Genomic DNA, 18,454 nt, shown 5'->3' with positions numbered 1-18,454 from the left:
CTCAACCTCGGCGCGCCAACGTGCCTCCAACGTCGGGGGATGGGCCTTCCCCGCGGCCGCTCGGAAGGCTTTCTACGAAGTCCTCGGTGCCCGGCGCGACGTACGTCGCTACCGCCCCGACCCGGTCGACCCCGAACTCGTGCGGCGGGTGCCCACTCGGCGCCGTCGGGGGGGCACAGCCAGCCGTGGCGCTTCATCGTGGTCTTCGACCCCGCCACCAAGGACGGGCCGCCCGGATGGCCGACGAGCAGCGCCTGCGGCAGGCACGCCAGATGGAACTGGACGCGGCACGTCGGTTGCTGGACCTGCAGCTCGAGGGGATCCGCATGGCGCCAATCGGGGTGGTCGTCGCCGGTGACCGGCGTACGGCGGCTGCGGGAGTGCTCGGCCGGGCGACGTTTCCCGATGCCGACATGTGGTCGTGTGCCTGTGCCATTCAGAACCTTTGGCTTTCCGCGCGGGCCGAGGGCTCGGCGTGGGATGGGTGACCCTGTTCGAGCAGATGGAGCTTGAGACTCTCGTCGGCGTGCCCAAAGGAGTGGCGACGCTCGGGTGGCTCTGTCTGGGCTGGCCGGGCGAACGTCCCCCGGCCTCGGGTCTCGAACGAGCGGGGTGGTCGCGGCGCCAGCCGGTCGACGACGCGATTTTCGCCGAGCGTTGGAGCGAGGCCACCCCGGTGCCGCCGTCCCGTCTGCTGGCGCCCGCCAGCGCCGCCGTGGTGCGCGCTCGAGATGAGGCTGACCCTCTGCTCACCCCGCCGGGCCCCTCAGGGTGCTGGACCGCTACGTCGACCGGATCGAGGCCGCGATGCAGGGAAGTCGCCGCCAGACCGCACCGACCGGACAGCTGCTACTGGTCGCGGGCCGGCACCCAGTAACCAGCTACGACGTCTCCGCCCACCACGAGTCCGTCACCGAGGACGTACTTGCAGCCAGCAAGGTCGGTGCGTCCGCCGGCGCAGTCGCCGCAGCAGCCGCCGGCCTCGCCTTCAAGGTGGTCGACGCCGGTATGTCGACCGGAGATCTCGTCACCTCCGACGCCCTGTCTGCCGATCAGGTCTCGAACCTGATCGAGCGCGGGCGCGGCCTCGGCGCCGGTGTGTGGTCGCGCAACGCAGGAACTTCCTTCCGCATGGGCCGCGGGATCCAGGCGGGACGCGTGTGGACGAACTGCTACCACGCCTATCCCGCGCATGCGGCCTTCGGTGGCTACAAGGCTTCCGGCATCGGCCGCGAGAACCATAAGATGATGCAGTCGCGGGGGAATGACGCACCATCGCGGGTGCGGCAGGATCGGCCCATGAGCAAGAAGCGCAGGGTTCCGCCGCAGGACGCGATGTTCCTGTGGACCGAGACGCCGGAGACGATGATGCATGTGGCGTCGTTGATGCCGTTTACGCCGCCGGCCAATGCCGGACCGACGTACCTGCGCGACGTCCTGGACGAGGCGCGCGAGGAGCCCGTCTTGTCGCCGTGGAACATGAAGCTGACTCACCCGTTCCTGCTGCGCCATCCGCTTCAGGCGTGGGTCGAGGACGAGAACTTCGATTTCGACTACCACGTGCGGCGTTCCGCGCTGGCCAGCCCGGGCGACGAGCGCGAGCTGGGCATCCTGGTCTCGCGGCTTCACAGCCATCAGCTCGACTTCACCCGCCCGCCGTGGGAGCTGCATGTCATCGAGGGTCTCGAGGGTGGTCGATTCGCTCTTTACACCAAGGTGCACCACGCGCTGGTGGACGGCTTCACCGCGGTGAAGATGCTTGGTCGCTCGCTCTCGGAGGACCCGGAGAGCAAGGGGAAGTTCTTCTTCAGCCTCGACCCGCCGAAGCGCTCGAAGCCGCCGAAGCAGTCGGCGTCGCTGGTCAGCGCTGTGAGCGGCACCGCCTCCGGGGTGGCCAAGGGCGCGTTCGGCGCGGTCGGGTCCGCGGCCGGTGTGGCCAAGGCCGTCGCCAAGCTCGAGCTCAGCCGCGGAGAGGAGCACAAGAACCTGAAGGGCGGGTGGAGCGCGCCCGACTCGATCCTCAATCAGCGCACCAGCCGCACCCGCCGGTTCGCCACCCAACAGTTTGACACCTCCCGGTTCAAGGCCATCGCCAAGGCCTCGGGCGGCACCCTGAACGACGTGGTGATGGCGGTCTGCGGCGGCGGGCTTCGCGCCTATCTCGAGGAGCTTGGCGAGTTGCCGGAGAAGCCTCTGGTGGCCTTCGTTCCGGTGAACATCCGCGAGGAGGGGGACGAGGGCGGCGGCAACAAGGTCGCTGTGCTGATGGCCTCGATGGGCACCGACGTGGAGGACCCGGTGGGGCGGTTGGAGGCGGTGATCGACTCGACCAGCCAGGCGAAGAAACAGATGGCTGGGCTGGGCCAGGTGCCCGCACTGGCCTACTCCGGTTACCTGCTGGCGCCCAGCCTCGCGCAGACGTTGGCCGCGATCGCCGGGGTCAAGAACCCGCTGCCGACCACCTTCAACCTGGTGCTCTCGAACGTGCCCGGGCCGAAGAAGACGCTGTACCTGCGCGGCTCGCGCCTGGAGGCGGTCTACCCCGTGTCCATCCCGGCGCACGGGATGGCGCTGAACATCACCCTGGAGACCTACGCCGACACGATGAACTTCGGCTTCATCGGTGACCGGGAAGCGGTGCCGCATCTACAGCGGCTGGCCGTCTACACAGGTGAGGCGCTGATCGCGCTCGAGCGTGGCCTCGGACTCCCGCCCGATGCCGGGGACACCAGGCCTTCAGAAGCGCCGGACAAGCGGGAGCAGCCCGGAGCGGGCCCGTCGGCCGTGACCCGCGCAGCGCTGGCCAAGCCGGGAGAGAAGCGCACCGCGAAGAAGGCCCCGGCCCAGAAGAGCGCGACCGACTGACCCTGTGAGACAGACCGAGTGATGTCGCTCGCAGGCTGACGGACATGGCGACGTGTCGACGCGAGTCATACGGCGTCCACACGCGGCGGTAAGACGCAACCGCCTCGCGCGCGGGGGTTGCGGCAGATCACGGCAAGCGCAGCACCCTCAACGCGGCAGAGTTGATGAATGGAAAGCCGCCGCTGACCTAGTCCTGTCGCGCTGCGTCGTAGGCCTCGAGCAGACCAGCGGGTAGCCGACCCCGCTGTCCGACCTCCCAGCCGTTGTCGCGTCCCCAGGCGCGTACCGCGGCCGGGGGTACCGCGGCGTTGAGGTTGTCGGAAGGCGCTGGGGTAGCGACCTTGACCGGTGCGGTCGGGGGGTCGGTGGGAAGGGCTGCGATTTTGGGCGCTAAGACTCCGAGCTGCGTTCGACGGGTCTCCTCGCGAGGTGGGGTTGCCGCGGGCTGCAGATGCTGCAGCAGGACGCGGTAGGTGGTAGGGCCGATGGTCCGGATCCCGAGGCTGGTGGCCTTCTGGTACTTCCCTCCGAGCATCGTGCCGTCGGTGACGAGCATCGCGGTCTTAGAGGACACGGTTCCGATGACTCGCACACCGAGCTCGGTTGACCGTTGCTCGAGCTCGTCGCGGCCGGCGCCCTCGCATCCGGTAAAGACGACGCGGTCGCCGACGCGGAGTGGTTCGCCGTGTGCCCAGTCGTCCGGCAGTGGTCCGAGGTTGGCGGACAGGCGGGTCTGTCGTGTGGTCTCGGCCTCTGTGACCAGGGTGCGGACGACGGTGGGGTCGACGTCGAGTAATGCGGCGACGACGCGGACTTCGTCGGTCTCTGCGCGAGTGACCTTGCCGTCTGCGAGTGCGGCGTGGACGAGTGCGAGGACGAAGGCGCAGTGGGTGAGGGTGATCGAGGACTGGTCGAGGTCGTGCATTGATGCGACCTCGTCGAGGTCAGCGGCCTCGTCGGGAGTGAGGACTCCGTCCTCGAGGACCTCGGCGAGCTTCTCCAGGTAGGCGAGCGCGCCGGTCGGCGCGCCCTCGTCGATGGCGTCAGCGAGGGCGAATCGTTCGACCAGCTGCACCAGGGGCTGGGTCGGGCGCACGGTGGTGAGGTTCAGCGCTTCGACGTTGCGCCGCGCTCGGTCCGTCAGATCGCGTCGCCGTGTGAGGCTCGCGGATCTGGCGCCGGTGGCGACGGGCACGGGTGCCGCTTCTGGACCTGAGGGCCAGGTGATGGCTAGCGCATCGTGCGGCATCCGTAGGTGTTCGGGTTGCGCTGGGACGCCGTGGTGGGGGTGGAGGTAGTGCGCGAGGAGGGCCGCGGTGCCTCGGGCGTCGCCGAGAGCGGAGTGGGCGTGAACGAGTGGGTGGCCGATTGCGTGGCAGCAGTCGGTTAGGCGGCGGCGTGGGAGGTTCGGCAGGTGGTGGGATGAGGCGTCGAGGGTGCAGAGCGCTGGGAGGTAGGGCAGGCGCCACTGTGCGCGGGCGTACTCGGCGCGTAGGAAGGCGAGGTCGAAGCGGGCGTTGTGCGCGACGAGGGCGGCGCCGGTGAGCCGTTGGTTGAGCTCATCGAGGACGTCGGGAAACAGGGGGGCGTGACGGACGTCGGCGTCGGTGATGCCGTGGATGTGGGTGGCGCCGACCGGGCCCTGGGGGTTCAGCCTGGTGGTCCATTCGTCAAGCACGCGTCCCGATGGGTCGGTCGTGACCAGCGCGATCTCGAGCACGCGATGGGTGGTGGCCGACAGGCCGGTGGTCTCGACGTCGAGCACGACGAATCGTGGGTGGGAACCAGGACGCGGAACTGACGAGGGCGCGGTCTGTGAGGCCGGTGCCAGAGTTGTCGGTCTCGGCTCGGTCGCGCCCGTAGGGCGCGGAACTCGGGCTGAGCGGCGGAAGCGATCGAACCAAGCCATGACGGGGACCCCCGGACGATAGCGGCGTGACCTTCGCAGGGTGTCACCGTGATCCTCCTGGCGGGCCGAAATCGCCAACAAGAGGGTGACCAGCAGCGGGTCTCAGGCGTAGCCGCCCTCACGCGGCGCTAAGACGCGGGTGCGTTGGGCGTGCGACTCGGCTGCTATCCGTTGACTTGCCCTGATGTCGGCCCGTCGGTGTGAACGCAGTCTCGTCGGCGAATGGCCTAGGGCGGTTTGCCAAGACAATGGGTCTGCGGTCGGTATCAACGAGTCTTGACGCTTCTCGATGCCGCGTCGGTGATGGCATGTATGGTCGCCCGCTGTGCAGAACTCAATGTGGGTGCCGTTTGTGGTGCCCGTCATCGGCGCCATCGCGGCATTTCTCTTGAATCGGGGGACGCGGCTTCGACGCGCTCGAACGGCAGCGCTAGAGGACCTTCAATTGCATGAGAAGGCGTCGGCTCTCTTTGGGCCAGACGACCCGATGATCGATCAAGTCAAAGCGCACGCGCGTAACAGCGTCCAGGCCTACAGCGCTCGTCGAGCCGCCGAAGCTAAGCGCCCCGTCGCTTGGCTGTCTCGCGCAGCCGTCGTCTTGACCGCACTGTCGCTTGGCTGGGTTTCGGTGACGCTTGATCTCGATGCTCCTTGGGCTCTCGTCACGCTCGGCATCATCGGGGGGGGCGTCGGCATCGGGGTCGAGGCAGGGATCGAGAGGATTCAGATCGGGCGAGCGCTCAAGAAGTTGCCGACAAAGCAGGTTGGCTCCTCACCCGAGCCGGCGTAGCGCGTCGGGTGACGACGCATCTAGAACGGTGCGCCCGGCCCCTGCGGCAGCCATTCGAGGCGGAAAGACCCACCCTAGATTGCGGAGCACCGCAAGGGACTGCTGCACGAACCGGTGACAGCGTGATCCGACCTTGGGCTGACCTGGTGCGGCAAGTCGGTCGGTGGCGTCTCGACCCGGACCGTAATGTGCACATTCCTTTTGAGATTGTGGCGGGCGACGCTACCCCTCGCGATTTGAGCGTGAACATGCACTGTGCCGCTGTTGGAGCTTCCCGTGCCGTTGGGTCAAAGCGCCGATCCGCACAGCAGAACCCCGCCTGCGATGGCTGCGGTCGGCCGCTCTAGGAAGGGCATCCGTCCACCGCCACGAGAGTGGGGGAGTGGCCTGGCTCAGAAGTCCGAAAGACACGCTTCCTGAGTTTTGCCCCTGGCCGCGCGGACGATGCGGTCCGCGTCCAGATCTGTGAGTGGGAGCGGCAGCAATGGGCGCGTGCAGATGCCGGGGTGAGTTCCCGCGCCTGAGGTCGTGCCTCGAGATCGCTGCGGCGAGCGAGTCCTTCGATCCTGGACCGAAAGCGGACCGATCGTGTTCAGGGGGGGGGCAGTGGACCCGATGGGAGTGGTGAGGCGAGCGAGCGACTGGCGCGAGTCGTGTGTTGCACCGTTACTGCTTCAGGGCCGGAACGGTAACGATTTGGCACGTTGCCTGCGGGGATGCATGATCCGCCGGTGCTGTTCTCCCGGGTGAATTACCTCCTCGTCTCATGCCTGGCCGTTGCGTTGTGGGTCGGGACTCTTCCAGCCCTGCCGGTGGTGCCCGCTGGTGCGGTCACAGTGGCCCCTGCGGCTGCGGCGCCTGTTGGCGACGGCGGCCTGTTTGTGCCGCTGCAGGCCCAGGTCTTCGACTCTCGCCAGAAGGCCGCGGGTAGCACCGTGACGCCGCCGCCGTTGACGGGTGGGCAGTGGCGTGACATCAGTATCGGTGGGGTGGCCGGGATCCCGACTACGGGAGTGAAAGCTGTTGCCCTCACGTTCACGGTGGCCCTGCCCTCGGCGGGCGGTGTCCTGTACGCGACGCCCAAGGGTGTCGCGCCGACGACGATCTCGTTCTTGAACTACACGGCTGGCGGCACCGAATCCAACTCGGGGATCGTGCCGTTGGGGACCGGCGGGATGATTTCGGTTCGTCCGTCGGCGGGCACGCACCTGGTCGTCAACGTGCAGGGTTATTACACGTCGGGGGCAACAGCCGGTGGTGGTTACGTGCCGATCACCCCGACGCGGCTGGTCGACACTCGCGATGGCACTGGCCTGCCTTCCGGAATGATCCAGAACGGGGCCTCTCCCACGGTTGCCACCGGGAGTCTTTATGAGGTCCCGGCCGATGCTTCAGCTCTGGCCGTGAACTTCACGATTACGGGTCAGACCGCTGCCGGGTACATCACGCCGTTTCCGACGGATGCGGCAGTGCCGACGGGCGGCTTCAACTTCCCGAATGTGGCTGCAGACTCGGTCAGTGGGGTGGTTCCGCTGGCTCAGAGCGGCGACGACGCCGGTAGCTTCAAGGTGAAGTTGGTGGGGACGAACGCGCACTTGATCGCTGACGTGACGGGGTACTTCACGGCTGCGAACCGATCAGGTGAGGGCGGCGGCTACACGGCCAACTTGGGTGGACGGATCGTCGATACCCGTGTTTCGACACCGGCTGTCCCGCCGGCTCAGCCCGGTCCCGCCGCTCCCATCGCGGCGGGCGCGACTTTGGAGATTCCGATCGCTGGTGTCGGCGGAGTGCCGGCGACGGGCGCGTCGGCGGTCACGACGACCGTTGCGGTGGTGCCGGGTGCTTCCGGCGGGTACTTGACGGCCTGGCGGTCTGACGACCCGGAGCCTGTGTCATCGGTTCTGAACTTCGCTGCCAGCGCGGTGGTGTCGAACACCGCGATCGTGGCTCTCAGCGCGGCAGGGACGATCAAGGTGCGCAACCGCAGCGGTGCGCCGGTGCACATCATCGTCGATGTTCAGGGTTGGTATGCCGCCGACGTTGACGACGGCGAGGTCGATGACTGGCCGGCTGCCGACCCGGTGGGGACTCCGGCAGTCGTGGAGACGGTAGACCCCGCGGAGCAGATTCTGGACCTGCCCGATGGCACAGTGCCCGTGGTCGCTAAGACAGGCACGGCTCGCATCAACGCGACGTGGACGGACGTCGGTACTAGCCCTGTTCAGATTCGTCAGCGTGCCTCTACGAGCACCGCATCGGGATCGATGGTGGAGAGTCCGTCTGCCGATCAGGCCGTCAAGGCGGGGGCGTCCGTAGGTGCTACGTGGACCCCGGTAGTGCCTGACGTCGACTCGGTTCCCAGCGAGTTCCTACTGACTTTCGGACAGGCCGAGTTGTCATCTGGTCAAACGAGGGCCTCGGCTGATGCTCAGACTGAGACCGCGACCTCAACCGGCATTGCTGCCCGCATTGCGTACGGGTCGATGAGTTCCGCATTCGGTGGCGGCTGGTCTGAGCGGCTCATGGTGACCGCCTTTCCCGAGTGCTACGCGGTCACTCCGAATGACGCGGCTTGCAGCGAGGGCGTCGTGCTTCCCACCGTGAACAACCCGACCTCGCAAACGCTCGCGTTCTCGGCTGGGCCCGTCGACGCTGTCGGCACGACCGGAGTTCCGGGGCAGGTGACGTCGTGCTTCCCCGACATGTCTGAGAACGCCGAGAGCATGTGGACGGCCAATGACACCACGCCGGCCCCTTTGGGGGAGGCGGAGGAGTCCGCGACAGACGGGCTGACCGAGGAAGGTGAGATTCCGGCGCCGCCTTCGGACTCGACTCTCCCGCCGGACAGTGCGGTCGATGAAGATCTCGATGACAACAACGACGGTGTCGAGGACGTCGAAAGCGACGGCGGCACGTCGCCTGAGCAGTCGGCCACCGACCCCACGGCTGACTCCCCGGGTCCGGAGGCGGGCTGGGGAATCACGTCTAACGCCGCTCACTGCAAAGGCCTGGTCTACAGCGTCACCGCGTCTGCGGGCGGATACGCGGACTCGCTGACCGCGACCGCAGTCAACCCTTCGGGCACATGGCAAGTCGGCGAGGGTTCGGGCGAGTTCACCTGGTCCTACCCGATCGACCTTCCTGCCGGCATGGCCGATGAGGCACCGGAGCTGGCGATGACCTATTCGTCCGCGAACGTGGACGGCATGAGCCGTGCCGAGAGCGGACAGGCATCAGCAGCCGGTCTCGGATGGACCATGGAGCCCGGGTATGTTTCCCGCAGCTACGCCTCGTGCGCGAAGGACGGACATCGTACGAAGGGGGACCAGTGCTGGAAGACCCTCAACGGGCGCCTGGTCAACGAGCTCACCGTCTCGGTCGCGGGGCGCACCTCACGCCTGGTCCGCGACACCGCGTCCAGGAAATGGCGCCTCGCTGATGACCCCGGATGGCGTGTCGTCTACTTCAACGCCGAAGACGGCACAGACGAACTCGGCGCCACCAACGGACCGGTCAACGACGACAACAACAACGAGGCGATCGAGATCGCCAGCCCCGACGGTACCAAGTACCGCTTCGGTTGGAGCGCGAACTCGGTGTGGACCGTACCCGTGTTCGGCAACAACGCCGGCGAGCCCTGCTTCAACGCGACCCCGGCGAATGCTTCGTGCCAGCAGGCGTGGCGCTGGAACCTCGAGGAGGTCGTTAGCCCTAACGGCAACGTGGTGACGTACACCTACGAGGTTGAGCAGAACCACTACAAGAGGTGGGGTAACGACCGGGTCGCCTACGACCGGGCGGGCCGTGTCGCGTCGATCTCTTATGCGTTCCCGCGCGGTAACAACGCTGGAGCTCCGGCGCGAGTCCGCGTCCAGATCAACTCCGCATTGAGATGTACCGACCTGTTGCGCAGCGCCGCAGGGGACTGCGACACGAAGGACTCTGCTCAGAACGACACCGTTGCCAACGGTCCGCGGGAGCGGCCGAAGCTGTGGCCTGATGTCCCTGGAGATCTCATCTGCACTGCGAGCGGGAAGTGCCCCACTGTCTCGCCGAGCTTCTTCACCACGTACCGCTACGACAGCATCGAGACCAGTGTGGTGTCTGAGGGTGCGACGTTGCAGGTAGCGCGTTATGACCTGACGTACACGATGCCTGACCCCGATGGGCTCTCTGGCAAGGACGAACCCGACCTGTGGCTTAACCAGATCAGTCGCAGCGGTGGCGGTGTCTCGGTGCCTCCCGTGCGGTTCGACGGTGTCGCGCTGCGTAACCGTGTGTCGGTCCCAGCCGGTGCGCGGGCCTTCCGTAAGTTCCGCGTCCACCAGATTCGCAACGAGACAGGCGGACGAGTGCAGGTGGCCTACGGCCACGCCGACGGGCGCGCATGCGACGCGACGACCGTGGACGCTCGGGCGCCCCATCAGACCGACCGCGAATGCTTTGCCCAGCAGTACGCACCACCCAACGCGACTCCCAAGTGGGTCTGGTTCCACAAGTACCTCGTGAAGTCCCTGACCATCGGGGACGACACCCTCGGGCTGCCGGCGTCTCTGGTCCCCATGCGCAGCCTGGGATCTGCGCAACGCATCGACTATGAGTACCAGGGCGCCCCGGCGTGGCGATTCGACGCCTCTCAGAACATCCCGGTCAAGAAGCGTGGGTGGAACGACTGGCGCGGCTACGCCACGACACTCATCAAGACTCGTAACTACGAGATGAACGAGCTCCAGGCCGGTTCCGTCGGAATCAAGCGCATTACTCGGTACCGCGGGATGAGCCGAAGCCGAACCTCACCCCAAGGTGACTTCGCACAGGTCGTCGTGAAGAGCGTCGAGCATCCCGACGGCATCGAGGACCTCAACAGGCTCGCCGGGCGCGTCGTCGAGGAGGTGTCCCTACGTGGCAACGGCGGTTGGCTCAACCGGACTTACCACGGATACCAGTCTCTGCGCACCGCTGCGGACCCCGACGGCAACTACGCGCACCAGGTCCTGGAGAACGTGACCCGCACGTATTCGCACGGAGAAGGCGCTGGCGCCACGAGAACGCGCATCATCAAGCGCACGTTCCACGACGGATCCGCTGGAAGCGGAACCGCAGGGCGAAGCCTCCGCGCCGGGACCCTCCTCGAAGCCAAGGAGACTGGATCCCCTTACCCCCAGGGCGGACCCGTCTGCCGGATCACCGCCTGGGCCATCAACGACGCCACCTGGATCCGTGCCCCCCACGCATCCACCCTCAAGAGCGACAGCACCTGCTCCACCGTGGTGTCAGAGTCCACCAACTACTACGACAACTTCGGCACCAACCCGGCCAACTTGACCGACGGAATCAGCCGCGGCAACGTGACCCGTGTCGTCACCGAAGCCGGCCCGGACCCGAGTGACGAGACGATCACGACCCAGTCCACCTACGACGAGTACGGCCGTCTCACCCAAAGCATCGACGCTCGCGCCAAGGCAACCGATATCGCCTACAACGTCAACGCCGGAGGGCTCGGCGTCAACGACCGTCTTCGCAGCGTCACCACCACAGGACCCGCCGCCGCCCCGAACGGGACACGGCCGACCACGGTCCTTCGGCTCGACCCCCGACGGGGGCAACCCATCGAGCAGGTCGACGAGAACAACGCGTCCACCACGATGGAGTACGACGGTCTCGGTCGACTGACGAAGGTCCGTACCCCCGAGCGCCAGGGCAGCAACTACGCCTCGGTCACCTACGCCTACGACATCAACACCTCCCAGCCCTCGAAGGTCACCACCAGCACTCGTCGAGGGACTAAGTGGGACACCTCCTACGCCTACCTCGACGGTTGGGGACGCACCATCGAGACCCAGACAGCCGGCCCGGAGGGCGGTCGACTCGTGTCCGCAACCGGCTACGACGAGCGAGGACTACCCACCCTCCAGGTCCCGCTCGCTTACAACCAGAACGCTCCCGGCAGCCAGCTCCTCAACGCCAACCCCGCCGCGAACCCCTCGTACACGGTCACTGACTACGACGCACTCGGACGGGCGACCCGCGTTGCGACCATGAACCGGGGCAACGTCCACAGCGAGACAAGCACCGACTTCCAAGGCAACACGGTCATCCAACGACCCGCCCGAGGCGGGCGCACCGTCACGACCCTCGACTTCTGGGACCGACCCACCAGCGTCGAGCAATACGACGACAACACCGCCGGATCCGTCGCCCACGCAGCCAGCTACACGTACACGGCAGCCGGACAGCTCGCGACGATCAGAAGCAACATCGCAGGCACCGACCGAACCTGGCGCTACACCTACGACCTCGCCGGACGACGCACCAGCGCCGAAGACCCCGACACCGGCACCACCACCTACGCCTATCGCAACGACCAGCCCGGCACCGACAACTACACCACCGTGACCAGCCCTAGCGGTCCCACCACCGGGGCACCAATGCTCGTCACGATCCGCACCGACTACGACGACCGCGGACGCCAAACCCAAATCTCCGACGGCGCCGGCAGCACCCGAACCAAGCTCGCCGACTGGACCTACGACACCGCCACCACCGGGAGCACCGAGAACCTCAAAGGCCGTCTCGTCTCCACCACCAGCTACACGGACCTCGGCGACTTCACCACCAAGATCAACGGCTACGACAAGAACGGCAACCCCCGGGGCCGCACCAGTAGCGTCACCGGCGGTCCCAGCGTCACCGAGAGCTACACCTACACAGACGACCTACCTGCCACGACCACGTATAGCGCCGTGGGCGGGCTCCCCGCCACCACCGTCACCAACAGCTACACCAACAACGCCGCGCTCGACGCGATCACCGCGACCTCCGGCACCGGGCAACCCACCTATTACCTCGCCGACGCCACCTACTACAAGAACGGCCGCCCCCGCGGCCTCCAATCCGCGCCCGCGAACGAACTCAACGTCACCGGCGCCACCGGACGCCTCCACCGCACCTACAAGTGGGAAGAAGCCACCGGCCGCCTCGCCCGCATGCAAGGTAGCAACTTCGGCGCCCTCGAATACACCTACGACCTCGTCGGCAACCCCACCAAGATCGCCGCCACCAGCGGCGCACAGTCAGCGGCCTGGTGCTACACCTACGACCCACTCAACCGACTCAGCACCGCCAAAACCGGCGCCAACGACAGCACCAACTGCGGCACTGGAACCGACGCCGACACCATCACAGGCGGAGACCAGAACCTCGCCTACACCTACCAAGACGACCGCCTCACCGCCGTCACGTCCAAAGCCCAAGAGGCCACCGGACAGAAACTCACCTACAACTACGCAAACACCACCTCTCCCCACGCCACCAGCACCATCACCGGAACCGGCCTCACTGACACCAATCTCGACCCCGACCTCCCGGAGCCGTCCACCCTCACTTACGACCACGCAGGCAGAATCATCAGCCGGACCACGTTCCCCGGCTCCGCAGGAACCGCCACCACGACGCAGACATACAACCCCGTAGGCACCCTGCGCACCACCACATACCCCTGCCAAACCAGCACACAGAACGCCGAGCTCACCTACGCCTACGACGGCGACGGCCTCCGCACAGCCCGACGAAGCCAGAACTGCGGTAACCCCGCCACCGTCTACTACCTCGGGGCAACCGAAGTCACAGTCACAGGCAGCACCACCCCATTCACCACTGCCCGACGAAACTACGCATCGACCGACGGCACCCCCCTCGCCATCCAAGAGAGCACCCCGTCGGGCGGAAGCCCAACTTGGACATGGCTCCTCGCCGACGCCCAAGACACCACCCGCTATACCCGCAGCACCAATGGAGTCAACACCCGACCCACCTACCTGCCATTCGGTGACCCCACCAGCGCTACTACGCCCGTCGGCGAACGGGGCTACCTCAACAAGCCCGTCGACCCCAACGGCGACGTGCGACTCGACCACCGCAACTACACGGGCAGACTAAGCATCCTCACCACACCAGATCCCCTGCTCGCTCCTCGGGACCCCCTGTCACTTAATCCCTACTCATACGCTCGGAACAATCCGATTGCTCAGAGCGACCCGTCAGGGCTTAAGCCAGCAGACTCAGATTTGAATCCGATTGACGTGCCAGATCAGCCCTTCCCCTATACGCCACCGGATGCAAGTTCGGGCGTCACGTCGAGCGACATAACGGCCGAATATCACACCCTGTATGAAACCGTCGCTCCGGAGATCGCGCAAGATCTCATTCAAATTGACACTGGCTACGCCAATAGCCTCGATAAGTTGAACAACTTTCGCGAGGGATTTATACATCTCCAACTCAGTAAGCCGGAAAGCACGTGTTCTGATTACATTTGGTGCAAATGGATTAGCAACCCATTAATGCAGGAACTTGTGGTCACAAGCTTGGCGGGGGGCGGCGCTTTCAACTTCGGCAGAGCACTTGTAGTGGCTCGAAGGGCGGAGCAGTCCGCTGTCGCGGCAACCGCAGCCGCAAACGCCGCGAGCAAGTTCGGGAAACTGACGCATGCCTCATCCGGCATCGCGCCCTACAGCACGCAACGCTTGATCACAGCCGGTCAGGGCGGCGCCATTCAGGCGCACCATCTCGTCGAGAAGCGGTTCGCCGCCGTTATGGGGCAGAACACCGCCGACATGTCAGCGATCGTGGTCACGCGTGTCGAGCATCAGGTTTTCACCAACGCGTGGAGGCAAGCGATCCCATACGGAAGCAGGAACGTCACTCCAAGCATGGTCAACAACGCTGCAAGGAACATCTACCGCGACTATCCAGAATTTCTTCAAGCACTGAGGCTCGGATGAACAATTATGTCGAGATCATTCTCCGCAGGAATAGGGGATGGCCATGGCCCGAAGATACATGGGGCCTGACGCCGATGTACGGCGAGGACGGCTGGTGCCAGTCCTGCGGCGTGCCCAAACATCCACAGACGGGCTCGATCATCCTCCAGCGCAAGGGGTTGAAGATCGAGGGTGCTTGGGTGCCTAACTGGCAGTTCGACGTTTACTGCCTTGCGCAGTCAATCGCGGATGTCGTAAGTGAGCGCTTCGGGATCGGCCTGCGGCCGGTCGCGTCCGTCAGTGAGCCTGCGATCGGGGCGAGCCAGGTGGTCATCGAGTCATCGGTCGCTTCATGGTTCGACTCGGCGGACCTCAATCGGCTAATTGCGCCGATTCATGGGGATGCCTCTGAGACATGCGCGGACTGCGGGGTGACTCGCTGGATGCCGGTCGGAATGGACGTGCTTCCCGGGCCCCCTGAGTCGATCGTCGCGGCGCAGCCCGGGGTGGTGGCGAGTCCCGAGTGGTTTGGCGCAGGCAAGCAGTCGTTCCGTCAGATTTTGTGGCGTCGTGACGTCGCCGACTTCTTGGTCTCGAGCAGCCCAAAGGACTTTAAGGTCCAGGAAGTCGGCTGATGGTTGGGAGGCTGGGACTGCTGAAGGTCTGGTTGTCACTCTGACGTGCCCCACGGCCTGGTTACCCGTTGACGTCTGGAATCTCAGGCGGTGACGGTGGTGGTTTCGGAGCGTAGTTCGTACCCGATCGGTGTGCGGTACCCGATGCTGGAGTGGCGTCGTTGGCGGTGTAGAAGATCTCGATGTACTCGAAGATCGCGTTGGCCAGCTCGACTCTGGTCTTCCACTTCTTGCGGTTGAGCAGTTCGATCTGCATCGAGGACCAGAAGCTCTCCATCATCGCGTTGTCGAAACCGTCGCCGACGCTGCCGAAGGACGGCATGAGGCCTGCGGAGCGGATCTTGACGCCGAAGGCCCAGGAGGTGAACTGGACTCCGTGGTCGGCGTGCACTATCTCGGCGGGTGCTGGTCGGCGGTTGCGGATGGCCATGTCGAGGGCGTTGATGACTAGGGAGCTGTCGTGGCGGGTGTCGATCGACCAGCCGACGATCCGGCGGCTATAGGCGTCGAGGACGGCGGCGCAGAAGACCTTGCCCTCGCGGGTCGGGTGTTCGGTGATGTCGGTGACCCACAACTCGTTCGGGACCAAGCGGTGGAACTTGCGGCTGATCAGGTCCTCGCTGGTGACGACACCACGCAACCGCTTGATGCGCGCGGGGCCTGGTAGGCCGTAGATCCCGGCCTGGGTCATCAGGACCGAGATCAGCCGAGAGCTGACCTGGACGTTCATCGCCATCGTGAGCTCGGCGTGGATGCGGCGGTAGCCGTAGGTGCCGCGGGAGGCGACGTGGATCTCGCGGATCAGGCCGGTCAGCCATTCACGGCGCAGCTGGGTGCCGAGGTGGGTCGGTTCTTGTAGCGGTAGTAGCCGGGACTGGAGACACCCAGCACCCGGCAGCACTTTTTGACCGGGATGCCGGCGTCGACGAGGCGGTCGATCACCGGGTGAACCCTTTTGGGTGCGGCTTCTCCTCCGCCAGGGACTTCGAGGCTTGGCGGATGATGGCCAGCTCGGTCTCGAGCTCACGGATTCGCTTGCGCGCCGCCCGGAGCTCAGCGGACTCGGTGGTGGTGACCCCGGTGAGTTCACCGCGGTCGATGCGGTCCTGGCGGACCCAGGTGTGCGGGCACCCGGCGCTGATGTCGAGCTCGTAGGCGACCTGGTTGATCTGCTTGCCGGCACGAACGAGCGCTACGGCTCGCTGACGGAACTCCGGTGGGTAGGGACGAGGCACGATGCGCAGCCTTCCAAGAAGGCCCTCGATTCATCAGCCAATCGGGGAACCAACACATAAGGCACGTCACCGTGACAACCAAACCCTCAGCAGTCCCGTTCCATCAGGCCATGGTGTCACGGTCGAGCCTCGCTGCCCCTTGTTGCGTCTTCGTCGAGATAGCCGAGGGTCTCGTGTGGCGTCCGTGTCGCCACGATCCGGTGAAATCCCGGTTGCGTCAAAGTGGGCGCAAAGGGCTACTCCGACGGGCGTGCTGGTGGCGTTGCGACCAACGGCGGGGGAGTTGCGAAACCAAATAGTCGGAGGCCCTTACCCCCATCGCACGGCGCGGTGGTTGCACGCTCCCTTTCCAACTTTGGCGGGCGAGTTCTACCCGCAGGATTTGAGCGTGGAAGAGCACATTGCCCCTGTTGGGCGACGTGGCGCCGTTATCGGCCTTCGCCAGCTGTCACCGATCCGCGCAGCGGACCCGTCCTCCGCAACCTCGAACCGTGTCGGCTCACCCGGGACGCATGCGGGTCAGGCGGGGGTCTCGGCTTCGAGAGTCTTGAGCTGGGCGGCCACGATTTCGCGATACCGGCGGACGCCTTCGGCGAAGGCCTTCAGGTTGTCTTCCAGCTCCGGCATGGTTGCGACGACGCCGTCGGGGACCATCGTAAGAAGCTGCCACTCGAAGTGTGGGTCGAGGCCGGTGTGGCAGGTGTGGCACAGAGTCAGGAGGTTGTGCATCCCGGTGAGTCCTCCTTGGCCCCAAGGGCGTACGTGGTGGACGTGGAGCACGATGTTCGGGTCCTCGGCGGGGCGCTGGCCGCAGGCTTTGCACCGAAACTGGTCGCGCTTGAGGACCTCCATGCGGATGTTGCGTGACGGGGCGTGCTGGAGTTCGGCGGGGGTGGCGGATGACACCGCGCGGATACCTTCGCCGACGCGGCTGGGTACGCATTCGACTGGTTCGAGGAGGTTGCCGAACCACTGGCGGAAGACGGGTTCGGCGATGACGGCGTTTCCCCCGGCGCGCATGAAGAACGTCAGGGTTCGCTCGGAGTTCACGACGACGGATGGTTGGCCGGTCTCCTTCCAGAGGTAACGCATGTTCTCGGCGTTGACGGGGCTGGCCGTTCGCATCTCCCACATGGGCTTGGTGCCGAGCTCGACGAACTGGGTCTGGGTGGTTCGTTGGAGTCGGCCGTCGGGGGAGGCGGTCAGGGTGAGGGCGTAGTAGGTCGACGTCGTCGACGATGCGGTTGAGCTCTTCTGCGAGCTCGTCCCGCGCTTGGGAGTCTGGGGAGCTGATCACGCGTCGATTCTTCCTCGTCCGACCGACAGGGTGCCGGTGCTACTCGTCCTCGTCGAGGTACGCGCCCCACCCGGTCTCGGCCATGTACTCGCGGATGGCCTCGTCGTCGTACTCGACGGGGAGCAACTCGGGCTCGAGGTGGTCGAGGCCGGAGCCGAGCGGCTCTGACATCTCGACCAGGCCGAGAAGCCAGTCGCGGGCGATAGTCAGGAGTTCGGGGTCGTTGGTCCACATGCCCATCTCGAGGCTGGACCTAGAGCTGGTTGTGAAGTTCGCGGATCCGACGCAGAGCTTGTGTGGCCGGACCCCCATCACGTCGGCGGTGTAGCCGGAAAGATGCTCGTCGTGCCACCAGAGCTCGCCGACGAGCATGACTTTCGCGCGCACAGCTCGGGACGAGCTGCTTCCTTCCGCGCGTTCGGAACCCGAGTTCGCGGACGCCGCTGAGGACGCCGTCGGAGTGGCCCGGCCCGTAGGGGCCGACCATGGCCGATCGGCCGTCTTGGCTGCGCGGAGGGATTTCGGCGAGCTCGGGGAACGCGCGCTGCGACAGGCCGTTGTTCTCCGCGAGCTCCTTCTCAACACCGTGGCGGGGTAAGGCCACGTGACGCTGCCCGGAACTCGATCGCGACCGGTGGGTGGCAGCGATAGCGTAAGCGTCTATTGCTGCCTCTTGCGGACGTCACTCGATGTCGAGCCGACGCTTGGGGCGGCTGATGTCTCCACCGCCTGTGGTTCTCGGTCAGCCGCGCTGGCGGCACTGACCCAGCAGCACGAGAGAGGTACACAGCGGTGATCGGCGACGACCTGTGAATCGCCCCGGGTTTCGTGGAGGCTCGGTTACTTGGAACCAGCCCCGATCGGGACCGGTGTCTGAGGGTAGTGCTGGGGTCCGACTCTGGGTTGCTGATGGGTCCAGTGGTTGGCCTCGAACTCAGCGGGCGGGACGAGCCCGATC

At 65.9% G+C, this 18,454-nt stretch carries 8 protein-coding genes and 2 pseudogenes; 6 read left to right on the top strand and 4 right to left on the bottom strand.

The genetic code is table 11. The features are described from left to right. Window positions 1-236 precede the first annotated feature (236 nt). The 3 genes and pseudogenes from AAG827_RS10760 (at window position 237) to AAG827_RS10750 (ending at window position 2,865) form a co-directional block, all read left to right on the top strand. Complete coding sequence (locus tag AAG827_RS10760) at window positions 237-488, top strand: nitroreductase family protein (protein ID WP_341925953.1); 252 nt, start codon at window positions 237-239, stop codon at window positions 486-488. A 274-nt stretch (window positions 489-762) separates the two neighbouring features. After that, window positions 763-1,251: pseudogene (locus tag AAG827_RS10755) on the top strand (aldehyde dehydrogenase family protein); the annotation flags it as partial. After that, on the top strand, window positions 1,246-2,865 hold the full coding sequence (locus AAG827_RS10750) for a wax ester/triacylglycerol synthase family O-acyltransferase (protein WP_341925979.1): 1,620 nt from the start codon (window positions 1,246-1,248) through the stop codon (window positions 2,863-2,865). The pseudogene AAG827_RS10755 and the gene AAG827_RS10750, both read left to right, overlap by 6 nt. 187 nt (window positions 2,866-3,052) lie before the next feature. Here AAG827_RS10750 and AAG827_RS10745 read toward each other — a convergent pair whose 3' ends face one another. Next, window positions 3,053-4,630, bottom strand: a complete 1,578-nt coding sequence (locus tag AAG827_RS10745; RefSeq protein ID WP_341925952.1) for an exonuclease domain-containing protein — start codon at window positions 4,628-4,630, stop codon at window positions 3,053-3,055. Window positions 4,631-5,099: 469 nt separating this feature from the next. Here AAG827_RS10745 and AAG827_RS10740 point away from each other — a divergent pair, with 469 nt between their 5' ends. The 3 genes from AAG827_RS10740 (at window position 5,100) to AAG827_RS10730 (ending at window position 14,964) form a co-directional block, all read left to right on the top strand. Continuing rightward, window positions 5,100-5,564, top strand: a complete 465-nt coding sequence (locus AAG827_RS10740) for a hypothetical protein (RefSeq protein ID WP_341925951.1) — start codon at window positions 5,100-5,102, stop codon at window positions 5,562-5,564. Between the two features lie 716 nt (window positions 5,565-6,280). Next, complete coding sequence (locus AAG827_RS10735; RefSeq protein ID WP_341925950.1) at window positions 6,281-14,350, top strand: RHS repeat-associated core domain-containing protein; 8,070 nt, start codon at window positions 6,281-6,283, stop codon at window positions 14,348-14,350. Next, the gene (locus AAG827_RS10730) at window positions 14,347-14,964 is read left to right on the top strand and encodes a hypothetical protein (protein ID WP_341925949.1); all 618 of its coding nucleotides are present in this window, start codon (window positions 14,347-14,349) and stop codon (window positions 14,962-14,964) included. The genes AAG827_RS10735 and AAG827_RS10730 overlap by 4 nt, the downstream gene beginning before the upstream one ends. Window positions 14,965-15,047: 83 nt before the next feature. Here AAG827_RS10730 and AAG827_RS10725 read toward each other — a convergent pair. The 3 genes and pseudogenes from AAG827_RS10725 to AAG827_RS10715 form a co-directional block, all read right to left on the bottom strand. Beyond that, a pseudogene (locus AAG827_RS10725) lies at window positions 15,048-16,199 on the bottom strand (IS3 family transposase). Between the two features lie 519 nt (window positions 16,200-16,718). Then, a complete protein-coding gene (locus AAG827_RS10720; RefSeq protein ID WP_341925948.1) occupies window positions 16,719-17,333 on the bottom strand; it encodes an HNH endonuclease signature motif containing protein in 615 nt (204 codons plus the stop codon). 202 nt (window positions 17,334-17,535) lie between these two features. Further along, complete coding sequence (locus AAG827_RS10715; RefSeq protein WP_341925947.1) at window positions 17,536-17,868, bottom strand: hypothetical protein; 333 nt, start codon at window positions 17,866-17,868, stop codon at window positions 17,536-17,538. Between the last annotated feature and the right edge of the window lie 586 nt (window positions 17,869-18,454).

The organism is Nocardioides psychrotolerans (assembly GCF_943371775.1).
Lineage (GTDB): Bacteria > Actinomycetota > Actinomycetes > Propionibacteriales > Nocardioidaceae > Nocardioides > Nocardioides psychrotolerans_A.
The sequence above is the reverse complement of the archived record's forward strand: the minus strand, read 5'-3'. Positions and strand labels throughout refer to the sequence as shown.